Genomic DNA, 25,337 nt, shown 5'->3' on the forward strand with positions numbered 1-25,337 from the left:
TCAAGGCACGCTTATCTTCTCGGCCTGCGGGTTCTCGGGCAATGCGGTGCTTCGTTTTCGAGCCGAGTTCGTCACCCAGAGGAGGCCCGCAGCCAGGGCAGGTGGGAGCGCGACGACGACCACCCACCACGGCATACCTGGACCTGCTGCCGAGTCAGGCTCGAGGTCGCCTCCAGCTTGTGATTCCCAGCCCGTTCCTACCCGAGTACCCCTCACAAGCAGCCGGTCGGAGTTGATGAACCGCGGGGTGCATGTGACCAGGGTCACGTAATCACTGCCCGGAACCTGCAGGAGATGATCGAGCTCGTCGGGTGTGACGACCTCTATCTGGTCGACCCGGTACGTGAGGACCTTTCCCGCGACCGTGATCGTGAAGGTGTCACCGAGTTGCGCAGCGTCGAGGTCGTCGAACATCTCGGCGCCGGTGTATCCGTTGTGCGCTGTGATGACGGAATGCGTGCCCCGACCGCCTACGGGAAGCGATGAGCCGTACAAGTGTCCGGCACCCCTCGCCAACGTGCCGTTGGCCGTGCCATGGAAGATGGGCAGGTCGACATCGATAGCGGGGAACATCAATCTGGCCATCGGGCCGTCCGACTCGCCTGCACGCAGCTGCTTCTCGTAGTCTTTCCGGCCCGCATCAGATCCCATCACCGGCCCGTCGGGGCTCGGCAGGAACGGATCGCTGAGGGGGCTGTCCGTCAGCTCACCGTTATACCGAGCCGCAGCCTCGAGGAGGGCGGCGCGTTGCTCCGGCGTGAGCCTGGTTGTCGTCTCCCCGTAGTGCGAGATCGTCTGCGACCTACCGACAGCACCTATCCACTCCGCGGCGGACGGGTAAGCAAGCGATGCGCCCCCAAGAAAAGCTATGAGGAGAAACGTCGCCGTGCGTATCGCCGGCACCTGCCACCACCGATCGGGCCGGAGGATGGCGCGCATCGGCGCTCGCTTGGTCACCCGTGCACGCGCCTCGTCCGCAGGATCAGCAGGACTGCCCCGACGGCGAGCAAGCCTCCGATGAGGTAGAACACCACGGTCGCGAACGTTCCACCAGTCAGCGGCAAGGTGAAGCCGCCGTTGGTCGGGACGTTCTCGACCGACACACCGACGGTGAAGTCGGTGCTGTTGCCTTCGGTGAGCTGGAAGGGAACTGCGTCAGGAAGCAATTCGTGGCCCGCGGGCGCCACTGTCTCGACGAGCCAGTAGTACTCGTATGCCGTCGAGGATGTGCTGATGCCGTCTCCGAGAGCGTGGTCGGAGTAGCGGATGCTGCCAATGGTCGTCGTGCCATCGGCCGCGGTCGTGCCGGTGAGACCGGTGGTCGCTGCGGTGGCGAAGTCGTTGCTGTTGGATGCGTACACCTCGAAGGTCGCACCTTGAAGGAGCTGCCCGGTAGTGGACTGCTTCGTGACTGTGACCTTGCCCCATTTGGTTTCGGTGCCGGGGATCTCGGTCACGAATCCATTGTTCTGGATAACGGTGGCGGTGTTAGCGATAAGTCCGGATGCGCCGCCGTCAGGTTCACCGGAAATGGTCGTGTCGATTTCGACGACCACCTGGGTGGTGGCTTCATCGATGCTCTGGAGCTGCAAAAGGCCGTTGGGCCGGAAATCGATTGTCACCACGGTTTCACCGGTTCCACCGCCCGCATCTGTGGAAACCGTGTAGTCCGCATCCAATCCTTCGGTGAGGGGGATGGTCGTTTGAGGAGAACCGGTCGTGAGATACACACGGGCCGAGGTGAATACGAGCCGGGGGTCGAGATTGTCGATCACCTCGTATTGATCCTGAATGTTGTCGACGACGTTGCCGCGCACCGTCCATGTGAACACGCTTCCTGAACCAGGATCCCCGGGCAGGTCACCATGCGATGCAGTGCCGTCTGCAACGGTCTTGTCGGTGGTCGAACGGTTCTTCGGCGACACCTGCACGTCGTAGATCCAGCTGGCCCCGTCCGCCTGATCGGTCGTCGGGACGGTAACCAAAAATGGCAGGACGGGGTCGAAACCGGCGGCCGGTACCGTTTCTTCGACGTAGTAGAGACCGAAGGGCAGATTCGGGAAGACGAGCTGCAACGGATCGACCCGCGGGTTGGCCGGGGCCACGGCAACAATATCGAGACCGCGATCGACGAGTTCTTGCTCCGTCGGGTTGCTGCCGAGATCGTCTAACAGGCCGTTGACTGTCTGCCATCCATCATTCGTCGTTAAGTCGATCGGTGCGCCAGGGACATCGACTCGGTAAACCTCGAAGGTGGAACTGCCCTGCACAGTGACGGTCAGCGACGCGGTCCCGTTCCGGGCCGGGTCAGGGGCTGACGGACCCGCAGCAAAGGCCGAGGCCGCTAATCCCGTCGCCGCCAGGATCCCACACGCCACACCCGCGGCGATCCGCCATCCTCGATAAGAAAAAATAGATCCAGACACAACGGCCCCCTCCGTCATCCAACGGCGGCATCGGTGCCGCCGGACACCCCCGCTCGAGGGGCGTTGAAGAAAGGATATGTTCAGAACTGTCTTGAATCTAGACCGAATTCGAGATCGCCCGACGCCTTCGCATCACCGCGCGAGGAAGATGCACGTCGGACGCTGAGATAAACTTAAGAAACAGTTAGCCCCGGACCTCGGCCGGCTTCACGGTATCGATCGCTGAAAGGGCTGCCATGACCAACGTAACTGAAGTAGATCTCGACCCCCGCGTCGGGGCTGAACGAACAACGTGTAGTGACGTTGCTTCTCGAGCACAATGACGGACACAACAGGGCAAGACCGCGCCATGGAGTTACTGGGGCGTTTCAACGACCAGATAACCCGCATCGTCGATGACACATTCGGTACCCAATGGGCCGAAATCGAGGAGATCCTCGCGATCATTGCACTCGTGAAAGATCACGCCGTGTCGACTCGACAGGTTGCCGATGTCAGCGGGATGAACCGTCGTGCCCTATCGCGAATGCTGTCCCGCCTGCGCGAGAACGGCCTCGTCGTCACACGGCCCTCGGACGGCGATGGCCGCGTTGTTGAGGTCGTCCTCACCAACCGCGGTGAGGAGCAGTCCGAAATGTTCCGCACGTCGATCTCTGACCTGTTCCACCTGAGTAAAGACCTTGCTCAGGAAATCAGCGCGGGAACGACTCCGCCACAATCATCGCGAATAGACGAACTATCGACGGATCCGATCGATCTTCTTCGACGGGTCTGTGAGGCGGGCGCTTCGCTGGTCGGTTTTATGCCTGATGCGGCTATGCAAGGACAGTTGGCTGCTCGTCAGCGAGCGGCCCTGGTGCAGATAGCGACCCAAGTGGGGGTCCGTCCGAATGACCTGTCGTCCTCGTTGGGGGTCTCTCCCGCGGGGGCCGCGTACATCGTCGATCAGCTCTGCGCGAAGGGTTACGTGCGTCGCCTCATCGACGCGGTTCCCGCAGACCGACGGGCCGTCGTCCTCGAGGCGACTCCAGAGGGTGTGAATGCGGTAGGTGCGGTGCTCGACGGGATTCAGCAGCTACGCGAGACGTTCTCCGCGCTGTTCGCCGAGGTCGCGGCCTGGGCCCAGCCGATGGCCGATGTCGTCTCGCCCCCGATCGCCGGAGGCGACGGCGTCCCGAATCCGCACTGAGGATCTCAGCCAGGATCACGAAACGAGGGCGGCGCTGGTGACGAGCACGAAGGTGAAGCCAATCCAGTCGTTCAGGATGTGAGCTCCGGTCGAGACGAGGATATTCTTGGTGCGAATGAACGCGAGGGTGAGCAGGAGCCGGGCGACACCGATCCCGACGAGCGCCTGAATCACGTTCCAGTCGTAGGTGGGCAGATGGGCCGCCCCGAAGTAGACACCGATCACGAGCCAGGCGATGATGATCGACGTCTTCCGGCTGAGTTTTGCCTTGGTGTAGAAGAAATACATCAGGGCGAGGAAGGGCAGGATGCTGAACAGCTCCTCGCCGAGCAGCTGAATCGCGGTGCCGACGTAGAAGGTGATGATCTCCGGTGCTCCACCGGAGGCCAGCCCGTCGGCTGCCGTGTTGGCGGTCGCGCCGAAGATCGCCCGCACGAGTGCGCCGAGAATGAACGAGACGACGAAGGTTACGAGGCCGTACACCAGCATCGCAACCCAGTCGCCGCCGGTGGGTTTCCGGAAGATCGCCGTCCAGTGTCTTCCGGCCAGAAGGATGAACGCGATGAGCATGATTGCGGTGAACAGGGATCGCGGCAGAAGCAACTCGACATTGTTTGCCGCGGGGATGGTTGTCAGGGCGACGAACCCGACAACGCAGGCCAGGATGATCAGCACCCATTTCCAGGTGGGGATCTCGACGGGCTGGCCGTTGTAATACGGGAAGTCGCGGTCGTCCCGGCGTTCGAGAAACCGTCCGAATCGATCGTTGCGGTTGTGTGTCGTTGTCGTCATTTCATCCCCCGATGTCGGTGCTGGTCGGCTGCTGGAGCGTTATTCGCCGAGTTCGGCGAGGAGGTCTTTGAGGCCGAGGCCGCCGATGTTCTGCGCCTCGAACTCGAGCTTCGTTCCCGTGGTGGTGTCGGTCAGTTCGATGACCCGCACAGTTCCACTCTGTCGACGGCCGATCTCGAGGTTGCTGCGGTCGATGTGCGCCACCGGGTGCAGGTGCTTCCACCCGCCCACCAGCCCCGTTGAGGTGCGGCCGAGGACGTAGAGCTTCGTTGCTGACACGGCCAGCACGATCGACGGGTAGCTTCCATGCGAGGCGCTGTTGGCGCGCTGCGCGAGCATCCCGCCGGCGACGCCCCACGCAGTCTGGTTGTTGCCGCCCAGGCCGACGCCTGCCGCAGCACCGAGCACCCCGGAGATGGTCGATCCGCGGGGCATCACCACGGCGACATCGAGGATTTCGTCGTCCGGGATGACTGCCTGTGCACCTTCGCGTGCGTGCTCTTCTCTCGACATTCTTCGATCCTTCCGGTTCGCGATCCACCCCGATTACGAGACGGATTCATGGGCGTGGGACAACCCTAACTCGATCCGAGACACATCCGAATAGATTTTTTGCAGCGACCGAAACGAGGAATTTATCATTCGAATATGTCCCAAATCCGTCTACTATGAACCCACCGGCTCCGTCGCTCAGAGAAGTAGTAGACAGGGCAGGTCGAGAAGAGATCAGGAATTGCTAGGGGGAGCAGTCATGGTTGGTCAGCGTCCGGGCGGCGTCGTTCTCATCGCAATACTCGCGTGGATCGGCGCAGTGCTTCAGATCGTTTCCGGAATTCTGGTCCTCACCGGAGTACTGAACCCGGAAGGAATTTCGAACGAGACCGCCTGGATCGCAATAGTCGTCGGCGTCGCCTCCTTCGTGGTCGCCTTCGCGCTATTCGGCGGCAGCAACATCGCTCGGATCCTGGTCGCTATCTCCTTCGTGTTCTCCTTCATCTCCGCGATTGTTCAGTTCATTGCTCACCCCGCGAACTTCATCGCCACGATCCTCGCGGCGATCGTCGCCCTGATCGGGCTTGTGTTGCTCTATACATCGAAGTCGAATGCCTACTTCAGCCGATAGATACCCAGGGCCACGAAGAAGTGGCCGCACAACTCGGCGAGGAAACACAACGAATAGCAAGGAAGAGGGGAAGTCCGATGAGTGAGACTTTGAGGGTTCGACCGAAGGTGTGGATCGGTCTGGTGATCTACGTCGGCTACGCCGTCGTCGTTTACAGCATCCAAGCCCTCTCCGGGGTGCGCTACGACGAACTCGGCGAGAGTGGCAGCAACCTCTTCTTCGGCGGAGGCCTCTCCCTCATCATCGCCGCGGTCCTGCTTGCGATCACCACCAGTCTCCTCGGCTGGTGGAAGCCCGCCCTCTTCGACCGTCACCGGAGCGTGCGCTGGCCGATCATCGCACCGATTCTGATGGCCATCGCCTTGATCTTCAACCTCATCTCCACCGATTGGGCGGCCTACGACGGGGCATTCTTCGCGGCCTCGCTCGTCATCCTGCTCGTCGGTTTCACAGAAGAGCTCACGACCCGCGGTCTTCTCCTCACGGCCCTTCGCAGCCGTCTCAGCGAAGTCTGGGTCTGGCTACTGACCTCCGCCCTCTTCGCAGTCATGCACCTGCTCAACGCCACCAACGGCCAAGCGCTCGGCCCAACCATCCAGCAAGTCGTCTTCGCCTTCATAGCCGGAACGGTCTTCTATATCGTCCGCCGCGTCACAGGCACCCTCATTTGGGCCATGGTGCTCCACGGACTCTGGGACTTCTCCACCTTCGCAATCACCCACGGCACCCCAGGACCACTCGCTGGCATCGGGGCCACCATCGAGCTGATTGCCGGCGCCCTCGCCCTCATCAGCGTCGCCTTCGTCATCCGAGGCACGAACGAGCGCACCAACGCATGACCGATGTGAAAGCCTAAAAGTATGGACGCTCGGCAAATCCGCAACTCGTATCTGACGTACCTCGAGGAGAGGGGGCATACCGTCATCGAGCGGGCGCCCCTGGTTCCGAAGGGTGACACCTCTACCCTGTTCAACGGGAGCGGCATGCAATCGCTGCTGCCCTACCTGCTGGGGCAGGAGCATCCGGCTGGCGTGCGTCTCACCGACAGCCAGCCGTGCGTGCGTGCGCAGGACATCGACGAGGTCGGCGACAACCGGCACACGACGTTCTTCGAGATGCTCGGCAACTGGTCACTCGGCGACTACTTCAAAGAGACGCAGATCCGCCAGTTCTACAGCTTCCTGGTCGACGTGGTCGGCCTGGACCCCTCGAGGATCTACGTCACGTGCTTCATCGGCGATCCGGCCAACGGAATCCCACGCGACGACGAGGCGGCATCCATCTGGGCCGCAGTCTTCGCTGAGCGCGGCGTCTCGAACGGTGTGGCCGAGATCGGCTCGCAGGCAGACGGCGACGCTCGGGGCGTCAAGCCGGGCGAACGAATCTTCTTCTACGACGGCGGCGAGAACTGGTGGTCGCGAGGCGGATCGCTCGAGGGCACGCCGATCGGCGACCCCTGCGGGCCCGACAGCGAGGTGTTCTACGACTTCGGCGCAGAGCATCAGGATGCGTCGTACGGCCTGGCACATCCGGCCAGCGACGGCGGGCAGTTCATGGAGATCGGCAACCAGGTCTTTATGCAGTACCGCCGCCGCGAGGACGGCTCATTCGAGGAACTCACCAAGCGCAACGTCGACTTCGGCGGCGGCCTGGAGCGGATCGCAGCAGCATCGATCGGCTCCGACGACGTGTTCCGCATCTCGTTGCTCTGGCCCATCATCGAGTCACTGCAAGCGCTGACGGGACGCCGCTACGAAGACGAGACGGCGGCGATGCGAATCATCGCCGATCATCTCCGCGGGGCAACGTTCCTCGCGGTCGACGGCGTGCGCCCGTCGAACAAGGAGCAGGGCTACGTGATGCGACGCCTGCTGCGCCGCGCCATCCGATTCGCGCTCTCGCTGGGTCTGTCCGAGAACTTCTTCTCCACGGTCGTTCCCGTGATCGCCGACCTGTACGCCGCGGACTACCCCGAGGTAGCCGCCTCGCGCGACGAAGTCATCGCCGTGCTCGTAAAAGAGGAGACCGCGTTCCGGCGCACTCTCACGAGCGGGCTCCGCGCCCTCGCCGAGTACCAGGGGTCGACATTGACCGGGCTCGACGTGTTCCGCCTCTCCGACACCCACGGATTCCCGAAGGAGCTCTCGATAGAAGAGGCTCGGCGCCTCGGCATCGACGTGGTCGAGGACTGGGAGTCGGGTTTCGCCGCCGCGTTGGAGGAGCAGCGCGCCCGCTCGCGCGGTGCCACACGGCTCGGCGCAGCCGGCCTGCCAGGCGGCAGCGCACCCGCCTGACACCCGGCCGTGGGCCGGGCCGACCGCGCGGCCCTGCCGCATCCGGTCACTCGCGGCGAAGCATGTCGATGCCGGCACCCGCGAACTGACGCAGGGTGGCATTGGGCAGGAACGCGCGGGTCAGCGCCGCACTGATGCGGGTGAGGTCGCCCTCGTCGCGGTAAAGGAGATAGATCGGCTCCGTGCGCGGATTGAACTTCTGCTTGAACCGATGCAACGACGAGAACCCGTAGACCGGTTCGAGGATGCCGCTGAGCTGGCCGAGCAGGTGCGCGATCGTGCCCTCGTCGTCGGTCGCCTGATGAGCCAGCGGTGCACCAGACAGCGAGACGATCAACGCGCCCTCCTCGGCAAAGGTGCGCGCCGAGGACCCGATCAAGAACTCCATGACCGCACCGAAACCGCCCTCGCGCCGCCGCATCAGATCGAGAGTCCAGCCCGTGTGCGTTCCCTCCGGCCCGTAGATCGGCAGCCAGCTCAGGAAGCCGTCGATGTCTCCGTTGGGCGACACGGCGAGGGCGAGCCGCACCTCGGGGTCCTCCGCCTCCTGCAGGGTGCCCAACGTGAACCTCATCTCCGGCAAATCCTTGTCACCGACCCACGACTCGGAAATGGCGCGCAGCTGCTGGCGAATCCCCCACGACTCCTCCGCCAAGGTGGTCATGCGGAACGTGATGCCCTCACGGTCGGCCTTGTTGATCGCCGTCCTGACGTGCTGCCAACTCTTGCCCGTGAAGGCCAGGCCGGGGAGATCGACGATAGTGTCGTCGGCGATGATCAGGTCACGCCACCCGTCGGGAAGACTGTCGCGGGTGTGCTGGCTCGAGCTGAAAAAGCACGGGATGAGGGAATCGCGCTCGGCCGCGCCGACGAATTCGGCGATGCTCGCTGCCGCCGCGGACTCAGGCCCGAGCGGGTCGGCGAGCACCAGTGCCACGCCGACGTGCTTCTGATACGGGATGATTCCCTGTTCGGTCCGGAAGTACTCCATGCCCTCCCACGTCGCCATCCACGACAGACTGCCACCGCCGTACTGCGTGATGATCTGCCGCGCGTCGTCGGCGGTGGGAGCCGTGTCGCCGCGAGGATCAGTACCGGCACCGAGCGGCCGCCGCCGGTGGGAGTGGAAAGCATGTCGGGTCGCGATGAGGTACAGCAGGAATGCGGCCCAGAGCACCGCCGTCGCGAAGAACACATCGACATCGCCCAGGCCCAGCGGTAGCTCCACGGGGTCCACAAATGACAACCCGAGATACAACGCGGCGATGACGACGTTCACAACGGCCCAGATGACGGAGAGCACCCATGCCCAGTGGCGGCCGAGCCGCAGGCCGTTGGTCACGACGAGGATCACCACGGCATCGATGGTGGCTTCCAGCCACGGGCCGTTTCCGGGCACCGTCGGGCCGAACGGTCCATTTGTCGGCAACAGCAGCGTCAATACCTGTATGACCCCGAGGGCGAGACTCGTGGCGAAGGCCAGGAGCCTCCGTTCACGGATACTTGCCCGTTCGATATGGAACGACCTGTCGACGGCGAGCACGAAGATGACGGCAACCACGTGCTCCATATCGGCGAGCGTGCCGAAGAACAACACACCGATAGCGGCGTAGCCGACGACGATGAGCCATCCCCGCTGACGCCACGGAGACGGGAACAGGCTGACGCAGGCCGCGAAGCACGCCATGGTTCCGCCGGACGGGCCGACGTCGAGCATGCCCGCGAGTTCGATGACCCACGGCCACGGAAGCAGGCTCGCGCCCCACAGGAACGCGGCTGTGGCCAGGATGGCGATGAGTTGGCCGGCCCCGAAGTAGACCAGCGCGACCCGGCTCCCCCGTCGCCATTCCAGCAGCCCGACCCAAACGAAGCCCACCATCGCAATGAGATACGCCCACGGATGGATGACCAGAAACGTACCCGTGATCGGCGTCCACCAACGGCCTTCCTGAAATGCCGGCAGCCCATAGGCGACGGACTCCCACCACGGCTGCTGCGGCGTCGGCACCCAGAGACCCTGGCCGACTACCCCGGCCACGAGGACGACGGCGACCAGACTGAGCGTCGCAGGTATGCGGGTGATGACGGATCGGACAGACAAGGTCACGTCGCGCCTCCTGAGTCTCGAGAGAGTGTTCGCGTTCACGTCATTCTTCCCGACAGGGCGCTCTGCCACTCGTCGACATACTGCATCGCCACCGCACGAACACTCTTGCCGATCTGCGCGTACTGCACGTCGCGCAGGTTGGCGAGCGAGATCCGGATGGACCACTCCGGTCCTTCGAACCCGCCGCCGTTGAGCAGGATGATGCCGGTCTGCTCTGCGAGTCGGAACAGGATGTCGGTCGGCTCGTAGTTGGCCACGAGGAAGTCAGCGAACTCGGGGGCCCAGTGCCTGCGCGCGTAACCGAGCAGGTCGAGCTCGACGTAGTAGCCCACCCGATTCGGGTCGTCCGGGAACGTCACGGTCATACCGTCGGTGAGCATGGTCAGCCGCCGCTCTATCAAGCCTTGAACGGCCTTGCGGTAGTGGTTCTCGGTGTCGAGGACGCAGTAGGACGAGAAGAGCAGCATCATGCACTGCTGCGGCAGCGACAGGCCGGCCGTGTGGTTGAGGGCGACGGATCGGCTGTCTGCCACGAGTCGGTCGATGAGGCGGATGCCGCGGGGCTCGAGCGAGAGCGACCCGTACCGGCGGTCCAGTTCCTCGGCCTCGTCTTCACCGAGCGCCGCGATCTTCTCGTCGAAGATGTTGTCCTGGTTCACGGCGACGACGCCGAGGCGCCACCCTGTCGCGCCGAAGTACTTCGAATAGGAGTACACACCGATGGTGTTGCGAGGAAGCTCACTCAACAGCGAGCGGAACCCGTCGATGAAGGTGCAGTAGACGTCGTCGGTGATGATCGTCAACGCGGGATTGTGCTCGCGCACCACGGTGGAGAGCTGCTCCATCGTGTCGTCTGAGATGCGCACCGACGGCGGGTTCGAGGGATTGACGACGAAGAGCGCCTTGATCGACGGATCGCGCAGACGATCGATCTCCTTCCGGGGATACTGCCAGAGGTTCACGCCCCGGGAGTCGACGTCGCTCGCGGCGAGGTGCACGACGTCGAAGTCGTAGTCAGAGAGATGAGGGATCTCGAGGTAGGGCGTGAAGATCGGCGTCATGATCGCGATCCGGTCGCCCTTGGAGAGGATCTTATTTTTGATCAGCGAGTCGAAGATGTAGCACATCGCCGCTGTTCCGCCCTCGACGGCGAAGAGGTCGAACGGTGTCGCGGGTTCGATACCGGCACACAATTCCTGCACGAGGTACCGGTGAGTGATCGCCTCGGCGTGCCGGAGCATCCGATCGGGCTCGGGATAGTGGTCCCCGATCACGGAGTCCGCCAGCTCCCAGACGAACGAGTCGGGTGAGAACCCGAGTCTGTCGATGCCGTAGTCGAGGGTGCGGCGCAGGAGATCGGTTCCGGGCAGCGACTCGTTCTCCGTGAGCCATCGCGAGAACCGGTCGGCGATGCCGTCTTTCTCGGGGACTCCGATCAGCTCGCGATCCCATTCCCTGTTCTCGCGACTGACGGTCAAGGCGAACTGCCCGAGCGAGAAGAAGGCCTCGCGCGGGGTCGACGCGATGAAATTGGGATTTCCGCGACCGGCATTGAGCATCTGGAATGCGGTGCGGGATTCGTGCTCTCCGGCGATGCGCTGCAGCTCGGCCTTCAGCTCGAACGGCGACAACGTCTGCAGCCGGGCTATCTGCTCGCGGGAGATGCTGGACATCGGCATGAGTGGCTCCTTCGTGTCAGGCGGCGATGACGGCGACGACGACGGCGCCGCCGATGGTCAGAACGATGTTCCCCACGGCGTAGGGAATGGTGAACCCGAGAAGGGGGATGCTGCTGCGGGCTTTCTCGCGCAGGGCACCTACGGCCGCCGTCGTCGTCAGGGCACCCGCGAGCATGCCGAGAATGATCACCGGTTCCGTCTTGCGGAACATGTACCGCCCGAGCACGGTCATGACGATCAGCGGGACCAGGGTGACCACCACGCCGGCCAGCAGCAGGCCGGCGCCGTAGTCACGGATGCCCTCGATGAATCCGGGTCCGGCATCGATGCCGACGATCGCGACGAACATGGCAAGTCCCACGGTTTCGAAGAACCATTGGGCGCCTGGCGGGATCTGCCCGAACGTGGGGCGCTTCGACCGCCGCCATCCGAGCAGCAGCCCCACCAGAAGCGCCCCGACGCTCGACGTGAGCGAGAGGGGGATGTCTCCGACGACAAGGGTCGGTATCCCGATCAGGGCGCCGACCGCGATACCGAGGCCGATCGTGACGATATCGGTCTTGGGATCGGTTCGTTCCGGCTGGCCGATAAGCGGGATCACCCGTTCGAGAAGCTCGAAAGGACCTTGAACGCGAAGCTCGTCGCCGGAGCGGAGAACCGTATCCGGCCTGACGGGGATCGGCTGGCCGCCGCGGGTGATCCGGGTGAGGAAGATCCGACGGGACCTCGGATGCTTCCTCATATCGGCGACGGTCATCCCGATGACGTTCTTCTTGGTGACGACGATGCTGAGCTCCTCGAGAGGGAAATCGAGGAGCTCCTCATCGGCCCTCTCGACAGCCGTCGTCACGAGCTGGCGCTCGATCAGAACGGCCGGAGGACCGGCCACCACGATGACATCGCCAGCCGACAGCACATCGTCGGGGCCGGGATCGATGATGCCGCCGCCCCGCCGCATCCGTGCGACGTACAGTCCGGATACGGCGCTCGCCGCGACCCCGGCCTCGAACTCGCGCACCGACGTGGATGCGAATGACCGACTCAGCTCATATGCGCGGCGGACGACCTTCGGATAGGCGCTCGTGACATCGGCCAGCTCCTCCGTGAAGCCGAGCCGCGACTCGAGATCCCGTGAGGCTGCCGCCACGTCCCGGATCCCGAGGAGGCGAGGGGCGAGCAAGGAGATGTAGAGGGCGGCGCCGAGCGTTCCGAAGATGTAGGTGACGGCGTAGGCGACCGGAACGAGATCGCTCCAGGCCTGCACCGTCGCGCCATCGGCCGGGAGGCCCGAGATGGCATCCTGGGCGACGCCGATGATTGCGGACTGCGTCAACGCGCCACTGGCCAGCCCGGCTGCAACCCCGGGGTTGAAACCGAGCACGAGGCTGATGCCGATCGCCGTGGCGAATCCGACGGCAGCCATCAGCAGGGCGAAGACGGCCTGCGGCAGGCCTGTTCGACGCAGCCCCGACACGAACTGCGGGCCGAGCTTGTAGCCGAGCGAGAACAGGAACAACAGGAAGAAGGTCTGCCGCATGACGGGCGCCACCTGAAGGTCGCCCCCGACGACGGCCCCGAAGATCACGCCGACCAGCAGTGTCGAGGTCACCGTTCCCAGGCCGATACCGCGTACGGTCACCCTGCCGAGCAGAAAGCCCAGGCCGAGCGTCGCGAACACGACGATCTCCGGATGTGCCACAAGCGTGTCGTGCGCCCCCTGCATCACGTTCACCCTAACCCCCTAGTTTCCAATGATCCGCGATCAGCCCGAGCCCCTTTTCGAAGACGTATGACCAGGTGGTCGCGTCATGACCGCTGCCCTGCGCTTCGATGTAGGTGGCGGTCATCCCGGCGGCCTTCGCGTCGGCGTACAGCTTCTGCACGCCCGGCAGGAAGCCGCTGTCGTTGCTGCCCACGCCGAACACGGCGAACGTGTCGGTGTACGGGGCGTGCGCGGCCATGATCGCCGCCGGATACGCGTCCGCGTAGGCAGCTGGGTCTCCGCCGAACCCCTGATCGATCGTGGTCTGCTTGTCACCCAAGGTCGGGAACTCCTCCCCCGAGGCATCGAGAATCACGCTGAAGAGTTCCGGGTGGGCGGCACCCAACTGAATGGAGCAGGTTCCCCCCTGCGACAGTCCGCCGATCCCCCAGCCGCCAGGGTCATCGAGCACCGGAAGGGTCGAGCGGATCCATTCCGGCACGTCGACCGTGAGGTAGCTCGCCGAATTGCCCAAGGGAGAATCAACGCACATCGGATTGCTCGAGGGGTCGCCGAGATGATCGGGCGACACCACGATCGGAGCAAGTCCCTGGTGCGCGGCTGCGTACGCGTCGAGACTCTGCTGCAGCTTGGCCGTCTCGAGCGGCGCCGGCGGGCTGCCCGGTTGGCCTGAGAGCATGATGAGCACGGGCAGTTTCGGCGGGTTCGAGGTGAGGGCTGCCGGAGGCAGATACACGACAGCGGGGCGCGCGGGAAAGCCAGACACCGTGGCCGGGATGGTCGCCTCGCCGACCACCCCGACCTTGGGCAGATCCGCGGGTGCGGTCCAGCCCGCGATTGTTGGCTGCGTGTCGGGATCGGGCCGTGCGATCTCGGGAAGACGCGAGCCCGTGTAGGTGCTGAGACCCAAGGCACTGCGAACCGTCTGGTACTGCCCGAAGTCGATATTGATACCCATCGCCGAAGTCGCGACGAAGAGGACGACCGAGAGGATCACCGCGATCACCCGGCGCCACGTCGAACGCCAGAGCGATGCCAGGGCGACCCCGATACCTGCGAAGCCGCCAGCGATCCAGGTGCGGGAGACCGGGGTGAGGTCGACACCGAAGAGGTCGAGGTCGTCGGACAGCGACCAGGTCAGTCCCACGCCAAGGGCAGCGCCCGCCACTGCACCGATGACGGCGACCAGAATCCAGCGCGGCCGCCGCCACCGTCGACTCGGCCGGATGGTGATGAGCAGAAGAAACGCCACTGCGGCGATCGCGAAGACCGCGACGACCAGAGGACCATCGAGGAGGCTGAGGCTGAGGAGGTCGTTCATGCCCTGCCACCGGGCCGCGCGCCCAAGTTGAGCGAGCTGCTGCGCTGGGCGGTCGTCGGGTCCATCTCGTGCCCCTCTCGAGTGTGTCCCGTGCTTCTGCCCGACAGTAACAAATGCGGGATAGTTTGGAAATGTCTTGATTCCGCATTGACATTCATTGTCTCCGCACGGCAGGTCGGTTAAAATTGTTCTACGACGATCCGGGGGGCTCACGACCTACCGGGGCGGAGGGTGTGGTGATGGGGATGCGACGAGCATCGCGTCGTGCGGTAGGGCTTGTGGTGAGCGCCGTCGTCGTCGCCGCGGCCGTCGGCATGGGTCCGGGATACGATCCCGTGGCACCGGACTCCGACCTCGTCGAATTGATGAGCCTGCCCGAGAAAGCTGCCGACGCCTATCTGGCGGATCACCCTGACCTCGTCATCAAGGTGCTTGATCTACGACCCGATGTGGTCGCCGAATGGTGGGATGGCTACCCACGTGAGAAGCAAGCGCAGATGATCGATTCGGCGCCCCAAGTGGTCGGCAACCTCCAGGGTGTCGATTACACCTCACGCGACACCGCGAATCGACAGTATCTGGCGGAGCGGATCGGTGCAGCAAGTCGCTTAGTCGCGGAGAACCCCGGTGACACGGACGCCGGCCTTGAACTCGCCGCGCTCACGGCAATTCGAGGAGCCTTGCGCGGCCATCCCACCCCTTCCCGATACCTGATCTCACTGACCGACGACGAACCACCCTTGGCGTCGATAGCAGTCGGAGACCTCGACGCGGCCGAACAGGCGACCTTTGTCGTGCCCGGCATGGGCACCTATACGTCGGACATGCAGCTCTGGACCAACGCAGCCGAGAACGTGTACAAGGCGCAAGGTCGCGCCGGCGCCCCCGGCCACCGATCGGTCATAGCCTGGATCGGCTACCAAACCCCTCCTCCCGGCATCGAGGCGACCCTCGGCGGATTCGCCGCACGGGGAGCACCCCGATTCGCGTCCGACGTCAAGGCCCTCACGGCGACCCGGCAGGGGACGGGTCTCGACACGATCGATGTCATTGCGCACTCCTACGGCTCGACGATGGTTGCAGACGCGCTATTTGGTGACGATCTTGGAGTGTCTGTTTTCGTGATGCTCGGCTCCGCCGGCGTCGAGAAGCGGATCGGTACGAGCGCGAACCTCAAAGTCGATCGCGTCTACGCCGGGGAAGCCGTACAGGATGAGGAAGCCGGCCTCGGACGCATCGAAAGGGTCGACCCCCGGTCGCCGATCTTCGGTGCGACAGTCATCGATGTCGATGGCAATTCCCTAGCCGGGCTCCTCGGGGTGACCGAACACGCCCCTATCCTGCACTCGGCATACAACGATGATCCGACCTCAGCAGCGTGGACGAAGTATCCCGACCCGGCCGAGCGAATCAGGCTCTATTCCGAGCACATGACCGACTTCGGATACCTCGACAACGGCACGCAGTCGCTGTGGAACACGGCCCAGGCGACAACGCAGCCATCGGAATCACGGGTCGAACCGTCCGATGGCGGCGTTCGAGTGCAGTGCGACTTCACGACGGGCCCTGAGTTGGGCGCCATACTGCTCGAGTCCTCGCCTGCCACATCAATTCGGACCGATCCGTGCCCACCTTCCAGGACCTGAACGGCGTCATCCAGTTCGCTCGGCGGTAGTGTCGCGCGACCGACGAGTCCCAGAAATCCAGTCTTCCGTCCGGTGTCAGCAACGTCGATAACGTCAGATTGTGGGCATAACCGTCTCTCGACCTGGCCGAAAATCGTCAACTTCCGCGCTGTTACTGGGATGCAGAGGGGTCGATCTGGTACCCCCACAGGGACTCGAACCCTGACTGAAACGATTTTAAGTCGTCTGCCTCTGCCGATTGGGCTATGGGGGCTTAGGTCACCATCGAGACTACCGATTCTCGAGGTGGGTCTGGTCTCGATACGGTCGCTGCGCGACCTACTCGACCAGCGCAGAGCGTCAGATGCGCAGCCAGAGGAACTGGTGCGGCTCCAGCACGAGATCGGTCCACAGGTCGACGGTGCTCGCCGTGACGAGGTCGTCGGCCGTCGGCGGCAGCCCCGCCAGGGTCTCCTGCGTCACGGTCTGCGACGTGTCGGCGAAGTTGGCGAGTACAACGACCGTCGACGGCACTCCGTAGTGGCGACCAGTGCGCTGATAGCCCAGCACGTGCGGGTTGTTCGTGCCGAAGGGCACGAGGTCTCCCCCGGCGAACTCCGGCGTGGCCTGCCGCACCGCGATCAGGTGACGCAGCCTGAGGTAGATGGCGCCGGCATCCGTCGTCGCATCCTGTCTCGAGGCGTAGCGCGAGGCCGGGTAGCGCGGTCGACCGACCCAGCGGCTGTCATCGCCGTGACCGGCAACCTCGAGCTGACCGTAGTCGTTCGTCTGCCCCACCTCGTCTCCGAGGTAGAGCAGCGGAATTCCTCCCGTGCTCAGAATGATCGAGTGCGCCAGCACGATGCGATAGACGGCCTCGGGGTCGCCGGCCTCCAGCCCGGCGAGGGATGCCGTCGTGCCGGACACGCGCGCATCCCCGGTTTTCGGGTTCTCCTGAAAGGCGACCCCGCGCGCGAAGCTGCCAGGAAAGCGATTGACGTAGAACGAGTTCAGAAAGTGTCGATGGTCGAAGCCGTCGATGCCCAGCTCGCGAGCGTCTTCGTCGGCGAAAGTCCAACCGATGTCGTCGTGGCTGCGCACGTAGTTCACCCACGCGGTGCCCGGGGCGATCGCGTGGCGACGCTCGAGCGCCTGTGAGAGGAGGCCGACCTCGCGGGTGGCGAGCGAGTTCCAGATCAACGCCATCTGCAGAGGGTTGTAGCTGAGCTGGCACTCGTCTGGCGAGATGTACTGAGCCACCTCGTCGGGGTGCACGATCGCCTCCGACTTGAACAGCAGCGAGGGAGCGGCGATGCGACACACGGCGTTGAACGCCTGCAGTAGCAGATGGGCTTCAGGCAGGTTCTCGCTGGTCGTGCCGAGCCGCTTCCAGATGAAGGCCACCGCGTCCATGCGCACCACATCGACGCCGGAGTTCGCCAGAAAGAGCAACTCCCCCGCCATCGCCCGGAAGACAGCTGGATTCGAGTAGTTCAGATCCCACTGGAACGAGTGGAACGTCGCCCACACCCAGCGGCCGTCGTCGAGCTGCACGAAGGAGCCGGGGTGATCGTCGGGGAAGATCTCGCGCACGGTCTCTTCGTAGGCATCGGGCATCTCGCGATCGGGGAAGATCCAGTAGAAGTTTTCGAACTCAGGGTCACGGGCCAGCGCCTTCTGTGCCCACTCGTGCTCGTTCGAGGTGTGATTGAAGATGAAGTCGATCACCAGCGAGATGCCGTGCGAACGCAGCTCGGCCGCGAGTTCGGTGAGCTGCTGCATCGTGCCGAGCGACGGATTCACCTGCCGATAGCTCGACACCGCGTAACCGCCGTCGGAGTTCTCGCTCGGCGCGAGGAACAGCGGCATCAGGTGCAGGTACGTGAGCCCGAGCTCCACGAAGTACGGGATGCGATCGCGGATTCCCGAGAGATCGCCCGCGTAGAGATCGACGTAGCAGACGCCTCCCAGCATGCGATTCGACAGGAACCAGTCCGGCTCCGCCTCGCGCTTCTCGTCGAGCCGACGCAGATCGGCAGGCCGCGACTGCCACGACTCGGTCAGCTCACGAACGAGGGATGCGAGATGGTCGGCGACCGCAGGCGAGTCGCCGTAGATGCGGGTGAACAGAGACTCGAGCCGGGGGTACTCGGCGTCCAGCCGCTGCCGGAACTCCCGCTCCTGCCCTGTCGTCATCGTCTCTCCCTCGAATACACTTCCAGCACTCTATCGATCACTCCTTAGTAGCCTCTAAAAATGAATGCGTCGCGCCGATCCGAACCCCAGACGAATTCCTCCACCGAGGTCACTGTCGATCGGGTCTACGACGGTGATCTGTATGTGCGCGTGAGCACGATCGGCAAGACCGGAGACCGGCCGTTCGTCCTCGTTCCCGGAATCGGCGTCTCGAGCAACTATTTCGAGCGCCTCGCACCGAATCTCAACCGCTTCGGCCCCGTGCACGCTCTCGACCTGCCGGGATTCGCGGGCGTGCCGCATCCGCGCTCGGCCCTGAGCATCCGGGGCTACGCCGACCTCGTGAGCCGGGTCATCGATGAGTTCGGGCTCGTCGATCCGATCGTCGTCGGCCACTCCATGGGCACGCAGATCGTCAGCGATCTCGCGTCGCGTCGTCCTGAGATCACGACCCTGGTATTGATCGGCCCTGTGGTCAATGCGGCTGAGCGGCGGATCCCCACTCAGGCGATTCGCTTTCTGCAATCGGCGTGGCACGAACCCGGCCGGGTCAAGCTCCTGGCCGTCAGCTCCTACCTGCTCTGCGGCTTCAAGTGGTTCTTCCGCGTGTTGCCGCGCATGATGACCTTTCCCCTCGAAGACCGGCTCCCTCTGATTCAGGCGAACACCCTGGTGATCCGCGGAGAGCACGACGCTGTAGCGCCACGAGGATGGGTCACACGCGTCGGCCGCCTCCTCCCCCACTCGCGCAGCTGGGAGATGCCGGACTCCGCGCACTCGGTGATGCACGCGCACGCCGAGGAGGTCGCGAGGCTCTGCGTGGCGTTCGCGGAGCATCCGGGAACGGACGACGACACGCTGCGCACCTACGACCTGTCGGCAGACGACATCCCCGATGCCGAAGACGAGAAACCCCCGGCAGATGCCGTGAAGGGCATCGCGGGCCGGGTCACTGAGACGGTCGGAATCCTCACCGACGACGACGAGACCATCGCGCGCGGCAAGACCATGCACGCCGAGTCGATGAACGACACCGACACGACGTCGGCCTAACGCACGAAGCGCCCGCTTCCCGCGAGGGAACGGGCGCTTCGAGGCGATGCGACTACTTGGTGTCGACGGGGTCTCCGCCACCGGCGATGATGGGAGCGCCTTCGGGCGACGGCAGGTCTTTCTCGGCCGACTTCTTGGCGGGCGCGCGCTTGGCGGCCGCCTTCTTGACGGTCGGTGCCGCTTCGGTCGGCGCGGAGGTGATCGACGACGTAGCGGGTGCCGTTGCAGCAGCCGCGGCGGGTGCCGGAGCGGGCGCGTCGGCAGCCGGACGGGGGCGCGACGCGAACGTCTCGAACGCGGCGCGCGGGGTGACCCGAGCCTCGAGCGAGGCGATGTCGCGTCCCAGAACGAAGTTGAAGACCCAGTTGCCGATGACGCGGATCTTGCGCTCCCACGTGGGCATCGCGAGGCCGTGGTAGCCGCGGTGCATGAACCACGCGGGCAGGCCCTTGACGGCGATCTTGCCCGACTGGAAGGCACCGACTCCGATACCGAGGCCGGCGACGGCTCCGAGGTTCTTGTGGTTGTACTCGACGAGCGCCTCGCCGCGCAGATCGGCGACGATGTTCTTGGCCATCAGGCGGCCCTGGCGAACGGCGTGCTGGGCGTTCGGCACGCAGAAGCCGCCGACGCCACCACCCGACAGGTCAGGAACAGCCGACACGTCACCGGCGCCCCATGCGCCTGCAACGATCTCGTCGGCGGTGCCGACGCGGAGGTCGGGGCGCACCTTGAGTCGGCCGCGCTCCTCGATGGGCAGGTCGGTACCCTTCAGCATCGGGCTCGCCATGACACCGGCGGTCCAGATGATGGTGTCGGACTCGAAGCTCTCGCCCGTCGAGAGCTCGATGACTCCGCCGACGGCCGACTTGAGCTGAGTATCGAGGTGGATCTGGGCACCGCGCTCGGCCAGGTTCTTGATGACCCAGAGGCTCGTGGGCAGCGAGACCTCGGGCATGATTCGACCCATGGCCTCGATGAGGTGGAAGTGCGTGTCTTCGAATGCGATCTCGGGGTACTGCTTCAGCAGGCCGCTCACGAACGAGCGCAGCTCGGCGAAGATCTCGATGCCAGCGAACCCGCCACCGACGACGACGACGGTCAGAAGCCGGTCGCGCTCGGGGCCCGCCGGAAGGCTGGCCGCCTTGTCCATGTTGGTGAGAATTCGGTCGCGGATGGCGACGGCCTCTTCGATGGTCTTGAGTCCGATGGCCTCGTCGGCGACGCCCGGGATCGGGAACGTGCGCGAAACCGAACCGGCGGTGACGACGATCTGGTCATAGGCGAACTCGTACGGCTCACCGATGTTGGGCGTGATGGTCGCGGTCTTCGACGCGTGGTCGATGCCGGTGACCTTCGCGGCGACGATGGCGGTCTTCTTGAGGTGACGGCGCAGCGGCACGATCGCGTGACGGGGCTCGATGGACGCTGCGGCGACCTCGGGAAGGAAGGGCTGGTAGGTCATGTAGGGAAGCGGGTCGACGACGGTGACCTCTGCCTCGCCTGGCCGGAGCCACTTTTCGAGTTTCCATGCGGTGTAGAAACCGGCGTAGCCGCCGCCGACGATCAAGATTCTGGGCACAGTGAAAGCTCTCCTAGGGGGAAGGTGTTGTAGTTAATCTACTCCCTGCGCCGCACGCGCCGAACATGCACCACTGCTGCTGTGACGATCATCGCGAAGAGCATCAGGAACACGGAGATCACTGCGATGGGAATTCCGTTCATGGTCAGTTTAGCAACGCTCGGCCACCAGGATGCTTTCGGTTGAGCCGTCTTCGCCGGGTCGCCGGTCTCCAAGGCCGCGATCGGCTTCGGGCCCGCACCCGAGGCATCCGGCGATGGCCTGTAGGTGGCGACCCAGTCTTTGAGCGATCCCATGGGATTAGCGGTCACCGACGGCACGTCTGCCGTGACCGCAGCCTCGGCGTTGATGAGCCCGTGGCCATAGATGGGCCCGGGTACCGGCTCTCCCTTCGGAGTGGCCGTGCTCACGATGCGATTGATGACGCCGGCCACATCGAGGTCGGGATGCGCCGCGCGGACGAGCGCGACGAGTCCAGACACGATCGGCGTGGCCCCACTCGTTCCCGCCCACCTCACGTAGCCGCCACCGGGAACGACTCCCACGAGCTGTTCGCTAGGCGCCGCGACGGCGATCGTGATGCCCTGACTCGACGCGTCGAAGCTGGCGTCGCCGTTGCGGTCGACGCCGGCGACGGTCAGCACGCCAGGAATGGTGGCCGGCGCTCCGACCTCCGTGGTGCCGCTGCCGCGGTTGCCCGCAGCGGCCACGACCACCACATCGTGATCGGCCGCGTAGAGAAACGCGTCATCCCAGCTCGTAGGCCAGTCGAGGCTGTTGCGGGTGAGCGACATGTTGATGACATCGGCGCCGTTGTCGACTGCCCAGCGCACGGCGTTGGCGATCTGGTCGTCGGTTCCGACGACTCCGGCACCCAGGGCCACGCTGATAGAGAGGAGCGACGCCTCCGGGGCAACTCCGATGACGCCGTCGTTCGGGCCTGTGCCCCTGCCCGCGATGAGCGAGCCCACCATCGTTCCGTGCTCATTCTCGTCGCCGACCGGTGTCTGGCCGTTGGGCGAGCCGACACCGGAGACGTCTGTTCCCCCGGTCACGACCCCCGAGAGGTCGGCCACGGATCCGTCGACCCCCGTATCGATCACGGCGACGGTCACACCGGCACCGCGCGTGGTGTTCCACGCCGCCTGAACGCCATAGTCGGCCAGCCAGTACTCGGCATTGCGCACCGTGTCAGCGTGCGCCGTCTGCACCGGCCCGACAGGTGCGGCCACCAGGATGCCTGTGGCGAGCGCCGCCGAGACCGCCACGACCCGAAGGCGTGAAGTGCGACGGCGCCCGGTCATGCCGTGGCCTCGTAGTCGATGCACTCGCACACGAGGGGCGACCAGCGCCCGCGCTCGAGTGCGAGATCGCCGATCGGGTTCACCCCAGGGCCGGCCGCCAGCGCGTGACCCGCGAGGGCATGCAGACACTTCACTCGCACGGGCATACCGCCGGCTGAGACGCCCGCGAGCTCGGGGACGACCTCGATGCCCTCGCGATCAGAAATGTACGTCGTGTGGGCCGACTCGTACTGCTGGCGAAGCTCGTCGTCGTTCGGCAGCAGATCCTGGAATTCGGCCATGACCTGGGTCGCCTCGAGGGCCGACATGGCCGCTGTGGCGGCGGGGTGGCTCAGGTAGTACAGAGTGGGAAACGGGGTTCCGTCTTCGAGCCGCGGCTTGGTCGCCACGACGGTCGGCGCGCCGCAGACGCAGCGCGCGGCGATGCCGATCACGTTGCGCGCCGGGCGTCCGAGCTGTGCCGAGACGGTCGCGACGTCTTTCTCGGAGGGCGGGTCGAACGGGGGTGTCGTCACTGGATGGTTCCGGATTTCTGGAGTTCTTCGGGCGTCTGCGTGCTGAGACCGGCATTGACGCCGGAGGAGAAGATGGCGCCGAGCCAGTCGACCTTGGTGTTCTGGATGCCGGTGGTCACCGGGGCGTTGTCGGCCGGCGCGGTCGGCGCCTGGTCGTCGATCACCAGGAAGCTCGTCTCCCCCGGCATCACGAAGTACAGCCTGTCTCTGGCCTGCGCCTTGATGTAGGCCGGGTCGCTCCATCGGGCGACCTGCGAGTCGAGCTGGGTGTTCTCTGTCTGCTTGTCGATCACGGCCTGCTGCAGCGACGCGAGCTGCTGCCGTTGTTCGATGTAGAGCCTCAGTCCGGGCGCGAGAACGATCACGAAGACCACGAGCACGCCCAGGATCACGAACGTGAGGCCGGAGACTCTGAAGCTGTACCGCTGGGACGAGGCGCCGCGCGAACGCGGAATGCGCGCACCCCGGGGGGCACGCGCATTCCGAGGCTTCGGCGCGTCGTCCGACGAAGCGGCCCCGAGGGGCGCGCCCAGTGTCGGCTTGCGCATCGAGCGCCTTTCGTTCGGTGGTGGTCTTAGCCCTTGAAGCGGGGGAAGGCCGTGCGACCGGCGTAGAACGCGGCGTCGCCCAGCTCTTCTTCGATCCTCAGAAGCTGATTGTACTTAGCGACGCGCTCGCTGCGGGCAGGCGCTCCGGTCTTGATCTGGCCCGAGTCCGTCGCGACCGCGAGGTCGGCGATGGTGGTGTCTTCGGTCTCACCCGAGCGGTGCGACAGGATCGCGGTGTAGCCGTGACGCTGGGCCAGACTGACGGCGTCGAGCGTCTCGGTGAGCGTTCCGATCTGGTTGACCTTCACCAGAATCGAGTTGCCGGCGCCCAGGTCGAGGCCCTTCTGCAGGCGAACGGGGTTGGTGACGAACAGGTCGTCTCCCACGATCTGCAGCTTGGAGCCGAGCTCGGCCGTGAAGTGCTGGTAGCCCTCCCAGTCGTCTTCCTGCAGCGGGTCTTCGATCGACACGAGCGGGTAGTTCGCGGCCAGGTCGGCGAAGTACGCCGTGAGCTCGAGCGCAGAGAGCTGCTTGCCCTCGAAGTGGTACGAGCCGTCTTTGTAGAACTCGCTCGCGGCGACGTCGGTGGCGAGCGCGATGTCGCTGCCGAGCGTGAAGCCCGCGTTCTGGATCGCCTGGGCGATGAGATCGAGAGCCTCGCGGTTGCTCGACAGGTTGGGGGCGAAGCCACCCTCGTCGCCGAGTCCGGTCGAGAGGCCCTTCGAGTGCAGCAGCGACTTGAGCGAGTGGTAAGTCTCGACGCCCCAGCGCAGTGCTTCGGAGAACGACTCCGCACCGAGCGGAACGATCATGAACTCCTGCACATCGATGTCGTTGTCGGCGTGCGATCCACCGTTGATGATGTTCAGCAGCGGAACGGGCAGCGTGTGCGCGTTCGGGCCGCCGACGTAGCGGAACAGGGGCAGGTCGGCCGAGTCGGCCGCGGCCTTCGCCACGGCGAGCGACACGCCGAGGATGGCGTTGGCGCCGACGCGCTTCTTGTTCTCGGTGCCGTCGACCTTGATCAGTTCGGCGTCGATGAGGCGCTGGTCGGTCGCGTCGAGGCCTTCGATGGCCGGGCCGAGCTCGTCGATGACAGCGGCGACAGCCTTCTGCACACCCTTGCCGAGGTAGCGGCTCTTGTCTCCGTCGCGCAGTTCGTACGCCTCGAACGCACCGGTGGAGGCTCCCGAGGGAACGGCCGCGCGCGAGACGATTCCGTCTTCGAGCAGCACCTCTACCTCGACGGTCGGGTTTCCGCGCGAATCGAGAATCTCGCGAGCGCCTACAGCTTCGATCAATGCCACTGGTGTTTCTCCTCTATCAGAGCAAGGTGGTTTGCATGGAGAGCGCCTTCCGCTGTCCGCTCGCAAGTCTAACGACCGCCGGATGCGCGTGGCTGTGTCAGGCCCGTGGGTCGCTCGCGTTGAAACGCTCGAGGAGAGCAGAGAACGTGGAGAGTTCATCGACGCTCCACTCTCCGAGCCTGTGCCGGTAATCGCTCTTCACCCGTTGACGCAGGACCTCCATGCGCTCTTCGGCCAGCGGCGTCGGAACCAGGAAGCTCGAGCGCCCATCGCGGGGATCGGGTTGGGTGTCGACGAGCCCGAGGTCGCGCAGCACCTTGATCTGCCTGCTCACGGCACTCTTGTCGAGTCCGGTCTGCTGGATGATCGTGCTCGCCTGGGCCGGGGCGCACGTGAAGATCATGCGCAGGATGTTGAAACCGGTGGGCTGCAGCTCGGGATGGAAGCCGTTCGAGTAGTCCCGCAGCGCCGATCGTCCGGAGCGGAAGAGCTGGGCGATGCCGGCCTCGATGCCGAGCAGCAACTCCTGCTCGACGTTCGTGGGATCTGTCAC

21 protein-coding genes and 1 tRNA gene are annotated in these 25,337 nt (G+C 64.8%); 6 read left to right on the forward strand and 16 right to left on the reverse strand.

The features are described from left to right. Both CCK87_RS08955 and CCK87_RS08960 read right to left on the reverse strand, forming a co-directional pair. On the reverse strand, positions 1–939 hold the full coding sequence (locus CCK87_RS08955) for a class C sortase (protein ID WP_140162795.1): 939 nt from the start codon (positions 937–939) through the stop codon (positions 1–3). 14 nt (positions 940–953) lie between these two features. After that, entirely contained in the window at positions 954–2,426 is a 1,473-nt protein-coding gene (locus tag CCK87_RS08960; protein ID WP_140162796.1) for a SpaH/EbpB family LPXTG-anchored major pilin, read from the reverse strand. A 319-nt stretch (positions 2,427–2,745) separates the two neighbouring features. On the opposite strand from CCK87_RS08960, the gene CCK87_RS18450 reads away from it, so the two are divergent. Beyond that, positions 2,746–3,615 carry a MarR family winged helix-turn-helix transcriptional regulator gene (locus CCK87_RS18450; RefSeq protein WP_086461034.1) on the forward strand — a complete coding sequence of 290 codons (870 nt, stop codon included), beginning with the start codon at positions 2,746–2,748 and terminating at the stop codon, positions 3,613–3,615. Between the two features lie 15 nt (positions 3,616–3,630). On the opposite strand, the gene CCK87_RS08970 is transcribed toward CCK87_RS18450, so the two are convergent. Both CCK87_RS08970 and CCK87_RS08975 read right to left on the reverse strand, forming a co-directional pair. Then, positions 3,631–4,407 (reverse strand): type II CAAX endopeptidase family protein, encoded by a 777-nt coding sequence (locus tag CCK87_RS08970; RefSeq protein ID WP_086461035.1) that lies wholly within the window; start codon positions 4,405–4,407, stop codon positions 3,631–3,633. 39 nt (positions 4,408–4,446) lie between these two features. Then, complete coding sequence (locus CCK87_RS08975; RefSeq protein WP_086461036.1) at positions 4,447–4,920, reverse strand: hypothetical protein; 474 nt, start codon at positions 4,918–4,920, stop codon at positions 4,447–4,449. A 238-nt stretch (positions 4,921–5,158) separates the two neighbouring features. Here CCK87_RS08975 and CCK87_RS08980 point away from each other — a divergent pair, with 238 nt between their 5' ends. From CCK87_RS08980 to CCK87_RS08990, 3 genes are all read left to right on the forward strand, one after another. Then, the gene (locus tag CCK87_RS08980) at positions 5,159–5,530 is read left to right on the forward strand and encodes a hypothetical protein (RefSeq protein ID WP_086461037.1); all 372 of its coding nucleotides are present in this window, start codon (positions 5,159–5,161) and stop codon (positions 5,528–5,530) included. Positions 5,531–5,607: 77 nt separating this feature from the next. Beyond that, on the forward strand, positions 5,608–6,369 hold the full coding sequence (locus tag CCK87_RS08985; RefSeq protein WP_249273796.1) for a CPBP family intramembrane glutamic endopeptidase: 762 nt from the start codon (positions 5,608–5,610) through the stop codon (positions 6,367–6,369). 21 nt (positions 6,370–6,390) lie between these two features. After that, entirely contained in the window at positions 6,391–7,824 is a 1,434-nt protein-coding gene (locus CCK87_RS08990) for an alanine--tRNA ligase-related protein (RefSeq protein ID WP_086461038.1), read from the forward strand. Positions 7,825–7,870: 46 nt separating this feature from the next. On the opposite strand, the gene CCK87_RS08995 is transcribed toward CCK87_RS08990, so the two are convergent. Genes CCK87_RS08995 through CCK87_RS09010 form a run of 4 tightly spaced genes read right to left on the reverse strand, consistent with a single transcriptional unit; the run spans position 7,871 to position 14,654 of the window. Continuing rightward, the gene (locus CCK87_RS08995) at positions 7,871–9,931 is read right to left on the reverse strand and encodes a DUF2156 domain-containing protein (protein ID WP_249273797.1); all 2,061 of its coding nucleotides are present in this window, start codon (positions 9,929–9,931) and stop codon (positions 7,871–7,873) included. 35 nt (positions 9,932–9,966) lie between these two features. After that, the gene (locus CCK87_RS09000; protein WP_170927208.1) at positions 9,967–11,610 is read right to left on the reverse strand and encodes a bifunctional aspartate transaminase/aspartate 4-decarboxylase; all 1,644 of its coding nucleotides are present in this window, start codon (positions 11,608–11,610) and stop codon (positions 9,967–9,969) included. Between the two features lie 16 nt (positions 11,611–11,626). Next, the gene (locus tag CCK87_RS09005) at positions 11,627–13,333 is read right to left on the reverse strand and encodes a TrkA C-terminal domain-containing protein (RefSeq protein WP_249273831.1); all 1,707 of its coding nucleotides are present in this window, start codon (positions 13,331–13,333) and stop codon (positions 11,627–11,629) included. Between the two features lie 10 nt (positions 13,334–13,343). Further along, positions 13,344–14,654: an alpha/beta hydrolase-fold protein gene (locus CCK87_RS09010; RefSeq protein WP_086461040.1), complete on the reverse strand. Its 1,311-nt coding sequence runs from the start codon at positions 14,652–14,654 to the stop codon at positions 13,344–13,346. A 365-nt stretch (positions 14,655–15,019) separates the two neighbouring features. Here CCK87_RS09010 and CCK87_RS09015 point away from each other — a divergent pair, with 365 nt between their 5' ends. Further along, complete coding sequence (locus CCK87_RS09015) at positions 15,020–16,300, forward strand: alpha/beta hydrolase (RefSeq protein WP_249273798.1); 1,281 nt, start codon at positions 15,020–15,022, stop codon at positions 16,298–16,300. Positions 16,301–16,476: 176 nt separating this feature from the next. Here the strand turns inward: CCK87_RS09015 and CCK87_RS09020 are convergent. Both CCK87_RS09020 and CCK87_RS09025 read right to left on the reverse strand, forming a co-directional pair. Continuing rightward, positions 16,477–16,553 (reverse strand) — tRNA-Leu (locus tag CCK87_RS09020). Positions 16,554–16,639: 86 nt separating this feature from the next. Further along, the gene (locus CCK87_RS09025) at positions 16,640–18,475 is read right to left on the reverse strand and encodes an alpha-amylase family protein (protein WP_086461042.1); all 1,836 of its coding nucleotides are present in this window, start codon (positions 18,473–18,475) and stop codon (positions 16,640–16,642) included. Positions 18,476–18,535: 60 nt separating this feature from the next. Between CCK87_RS09025 and CCK87_RS09030 the strand changes: the two genes are divergently transcribed. Then, entirely contained in the window at positions 18,536–19,528 is a 993-nt protein-coding gene (locus tag CCK87_RS09030) for an alpha/beta hydrolase (protein WP_086461043.1), read from the forward strand. A gap of 52 nt (positions 19,529–19,580) precedes the next feature. Here CCK87_RS09030 and CCK87_RS09035 read toward each other — a convergent pair whose 3' ends face one another. From CCK87_RS09035 to CCK87_RS09060, 6 genes are all read right to left on the reverse strand, one after another. Then, positions 19,581–21,110 carry an FAD-dependent oxidoreductase gene (locus CCK87_RS09035; RefSeq protein ID WP_086461044.1) on the reverse strand — a complete coding sequence of 510 codons (1,530 nt, stop codon included), beginning with the start codon at positions 21,108–21,110 and terminating at the stop codon, positions 19,581–19,583. Between the two features lie 38 nt (positions 21,111–21,148). Further along, positions 21,149–22,414 carry a S8 family serine peptidase gene (locus CCK87_RS09040; protein ID WP_086461045.1) on the reverse strand — a complete coding sequence of 422 codons (1,266 nt, stop codon included), beginning with the start codon at positions 22,412–22,414 and terminating at the stop codon, positions 21,149–21,151. Next, entirely contained in the window at positions 22,411–22,929 is a 519-nt protein-coding gene (locus tag CCK87_RS09045) for a DUF501 domain-containing protein (protein ID WP_086461046.1), read from the reverse strand. Before CCK87_RS09045 ends, CCK87_RS09040 begins: the two co-directional genes overlap by 4 nt. Next, positions 22,926–23,477, reverse strand: coding sequence for a septum formation initiator family protein (locus CCK87_RS09050; RefSeq protein ID WP_086461047.1), 552 nt, complete (start codon positions 23,475–23,477; stop codon positions 22,926–22,928). The genes CCK87_RS09045 and CCK87_RS09050 overlap by 4 nt, the downstream gene beginning before the upstream one ends. A gap of 26 nt (positions 23,478–23,503) precedes the next feature. Then, positions 23,504–24,784 (reverse strand): phosphopyruvate hydratase, encoded by a 1,281-nt coding sequence (eno, locus tag CCK87_RS09055; protein WP_055854200.1) that lies wholly within the window; start codon positions 24,782–24,784, stop codon positions 23,504–23,506. Between the two features lie 97 nt (positions 24,785–24,881). After that, positions 24,882–25,337, reverse strand: a complete 456-nt coding sequence (locus tag CCK87_RS09060) for a MarR family winged helix-turn-helix transcriptional regulator (protein WP_170927209.1) — start codon at positions 25,335–25,337, stop codon at positions 24,882–24,884.

It is taken from the genome of Agreia sp. VKM Ac-1783 (assembly GCF_900177765.1).
Taxonomy (GTDB): Bacteria; Actinomycetota; Actinomycetes; order Actinomycetales; family Microbacteriaceae; genus Agreia.

What these genes read in the sequence shown, in the direction of transcription:
- CCK87_RS08955 (WP_140162795.1), bottom strand. Translation starts at nt 939, where the DNA reads ATGCGCGCCATCCTCCGGCCCGATCGGTGGTGGCAGGTGCCGGCGATA.
- CCK87_RS18450 (WP_086461034.1), top strand. Translation starts at nt 2,746, where the DNA reads ATGACGGACACAACAGGGCAAGACCGCGCCATGGAGTTACTGGGGCGT.
- CCK87_RS08970 (WP_086461035.1), bottom strand. Translation starts at nt 4,407, where the DNA reads ATGACGACAACGACACACAACCGCAACGATCGATTCGGACGGTTTCTC.
- CCK87_RS08975 (WP_086461036.1), bottom strand. Translation starts at nt 4,920, where the DNA reads ATGTCGAGAGAAGAGCACGCACGCGAAGGTGCACAGGCAGTCATCCCG.
- CCK87_RS08980 (WP_086461037.1), top strand. Translation starts at nt 5,159, where the DNA reads ATGGTTGGTCAGCGTCCGGGCGGCGTCGTTCTCATCGCAATACTCGCG.
- CCK87_RS08985 (WP_249273796.1), top strand. Translation starts at nt 5,608, where the DNA reads ATGAGTGAGACTTTGAGGGTTCGACCGAAGGTGTGGATCGGTCTGGTG.
- CCK87_RS08990 (WP_086461038.1), top strand. Translation starts at nt 6,391, where the DNA reads ATGGACGCTCGGCAAATCCGCAACTCGTATCTGACGTACCTCGAGGAG.
- CCK87_RS09000 (WP_170927208.1), bottom strand. Translation starts at nt 11,610, where the DNA reads ATGCCGATGTCCAGCATCTCCCGCGAGCAGATAGCCCGGCTGCAGACG.
- CCK87_RS09005 (WP_249273831.1), bottom strand. Translation starts at nt 13,333, where the DNA reads ATGCAGGGGGCGCACGACACGCTTGTGGCACATCCGGAGATCGTCGTG.
- CCK87_RS09010 (WP_086461040.1), bottom strand. Translation starts at nt 14,654, where the DNA reads ATGAACGACCTCCTCAGCCTCAGCCTCCTCGATGGTCCTCTGGTCGTC.
- CCK87_RS09015 (WP_249273798.1), top strand. Translation starts at nt 15,020, where the DNA reads ATGAGCCTGCCCGAGAAAGCTGCCGACGCCTATCTGGCGGATCACCCT.
- CCK87_RS09025 (WP_086461042.1), bottom strand. Translation starts at nt 18,475, where the DNA reads ATGACGACAGGGCAGGAGCGGGAGTTCCGGCAGCGGCTGGACGCCGAG.
- CCK87_RS09030 (WP_086461043.1), top strand. Translation starts at nt 18,536, where the DNA reads ATGAATGCGTCGCGCCGATCCGAACCCCAGACGAATTCCTCCACCGAG.
- CCK87_RS09040 (WP_086461045.1), bottom strand. Translation starts at nt 22,414, where the DNA reads ATGACCGGGCGCCGTCGCACTTCACGCCTTCGGGTCGTGGCGGTCTCG.
- CCK87_RS09050 (WP_086461047.1), bottom strand. Translation starts at nt 23,477, where the DNA reads ATGCGCAAGCCGACACTGGGCGCGCCCCTCGGGGCCGCTTCGTCGGAC.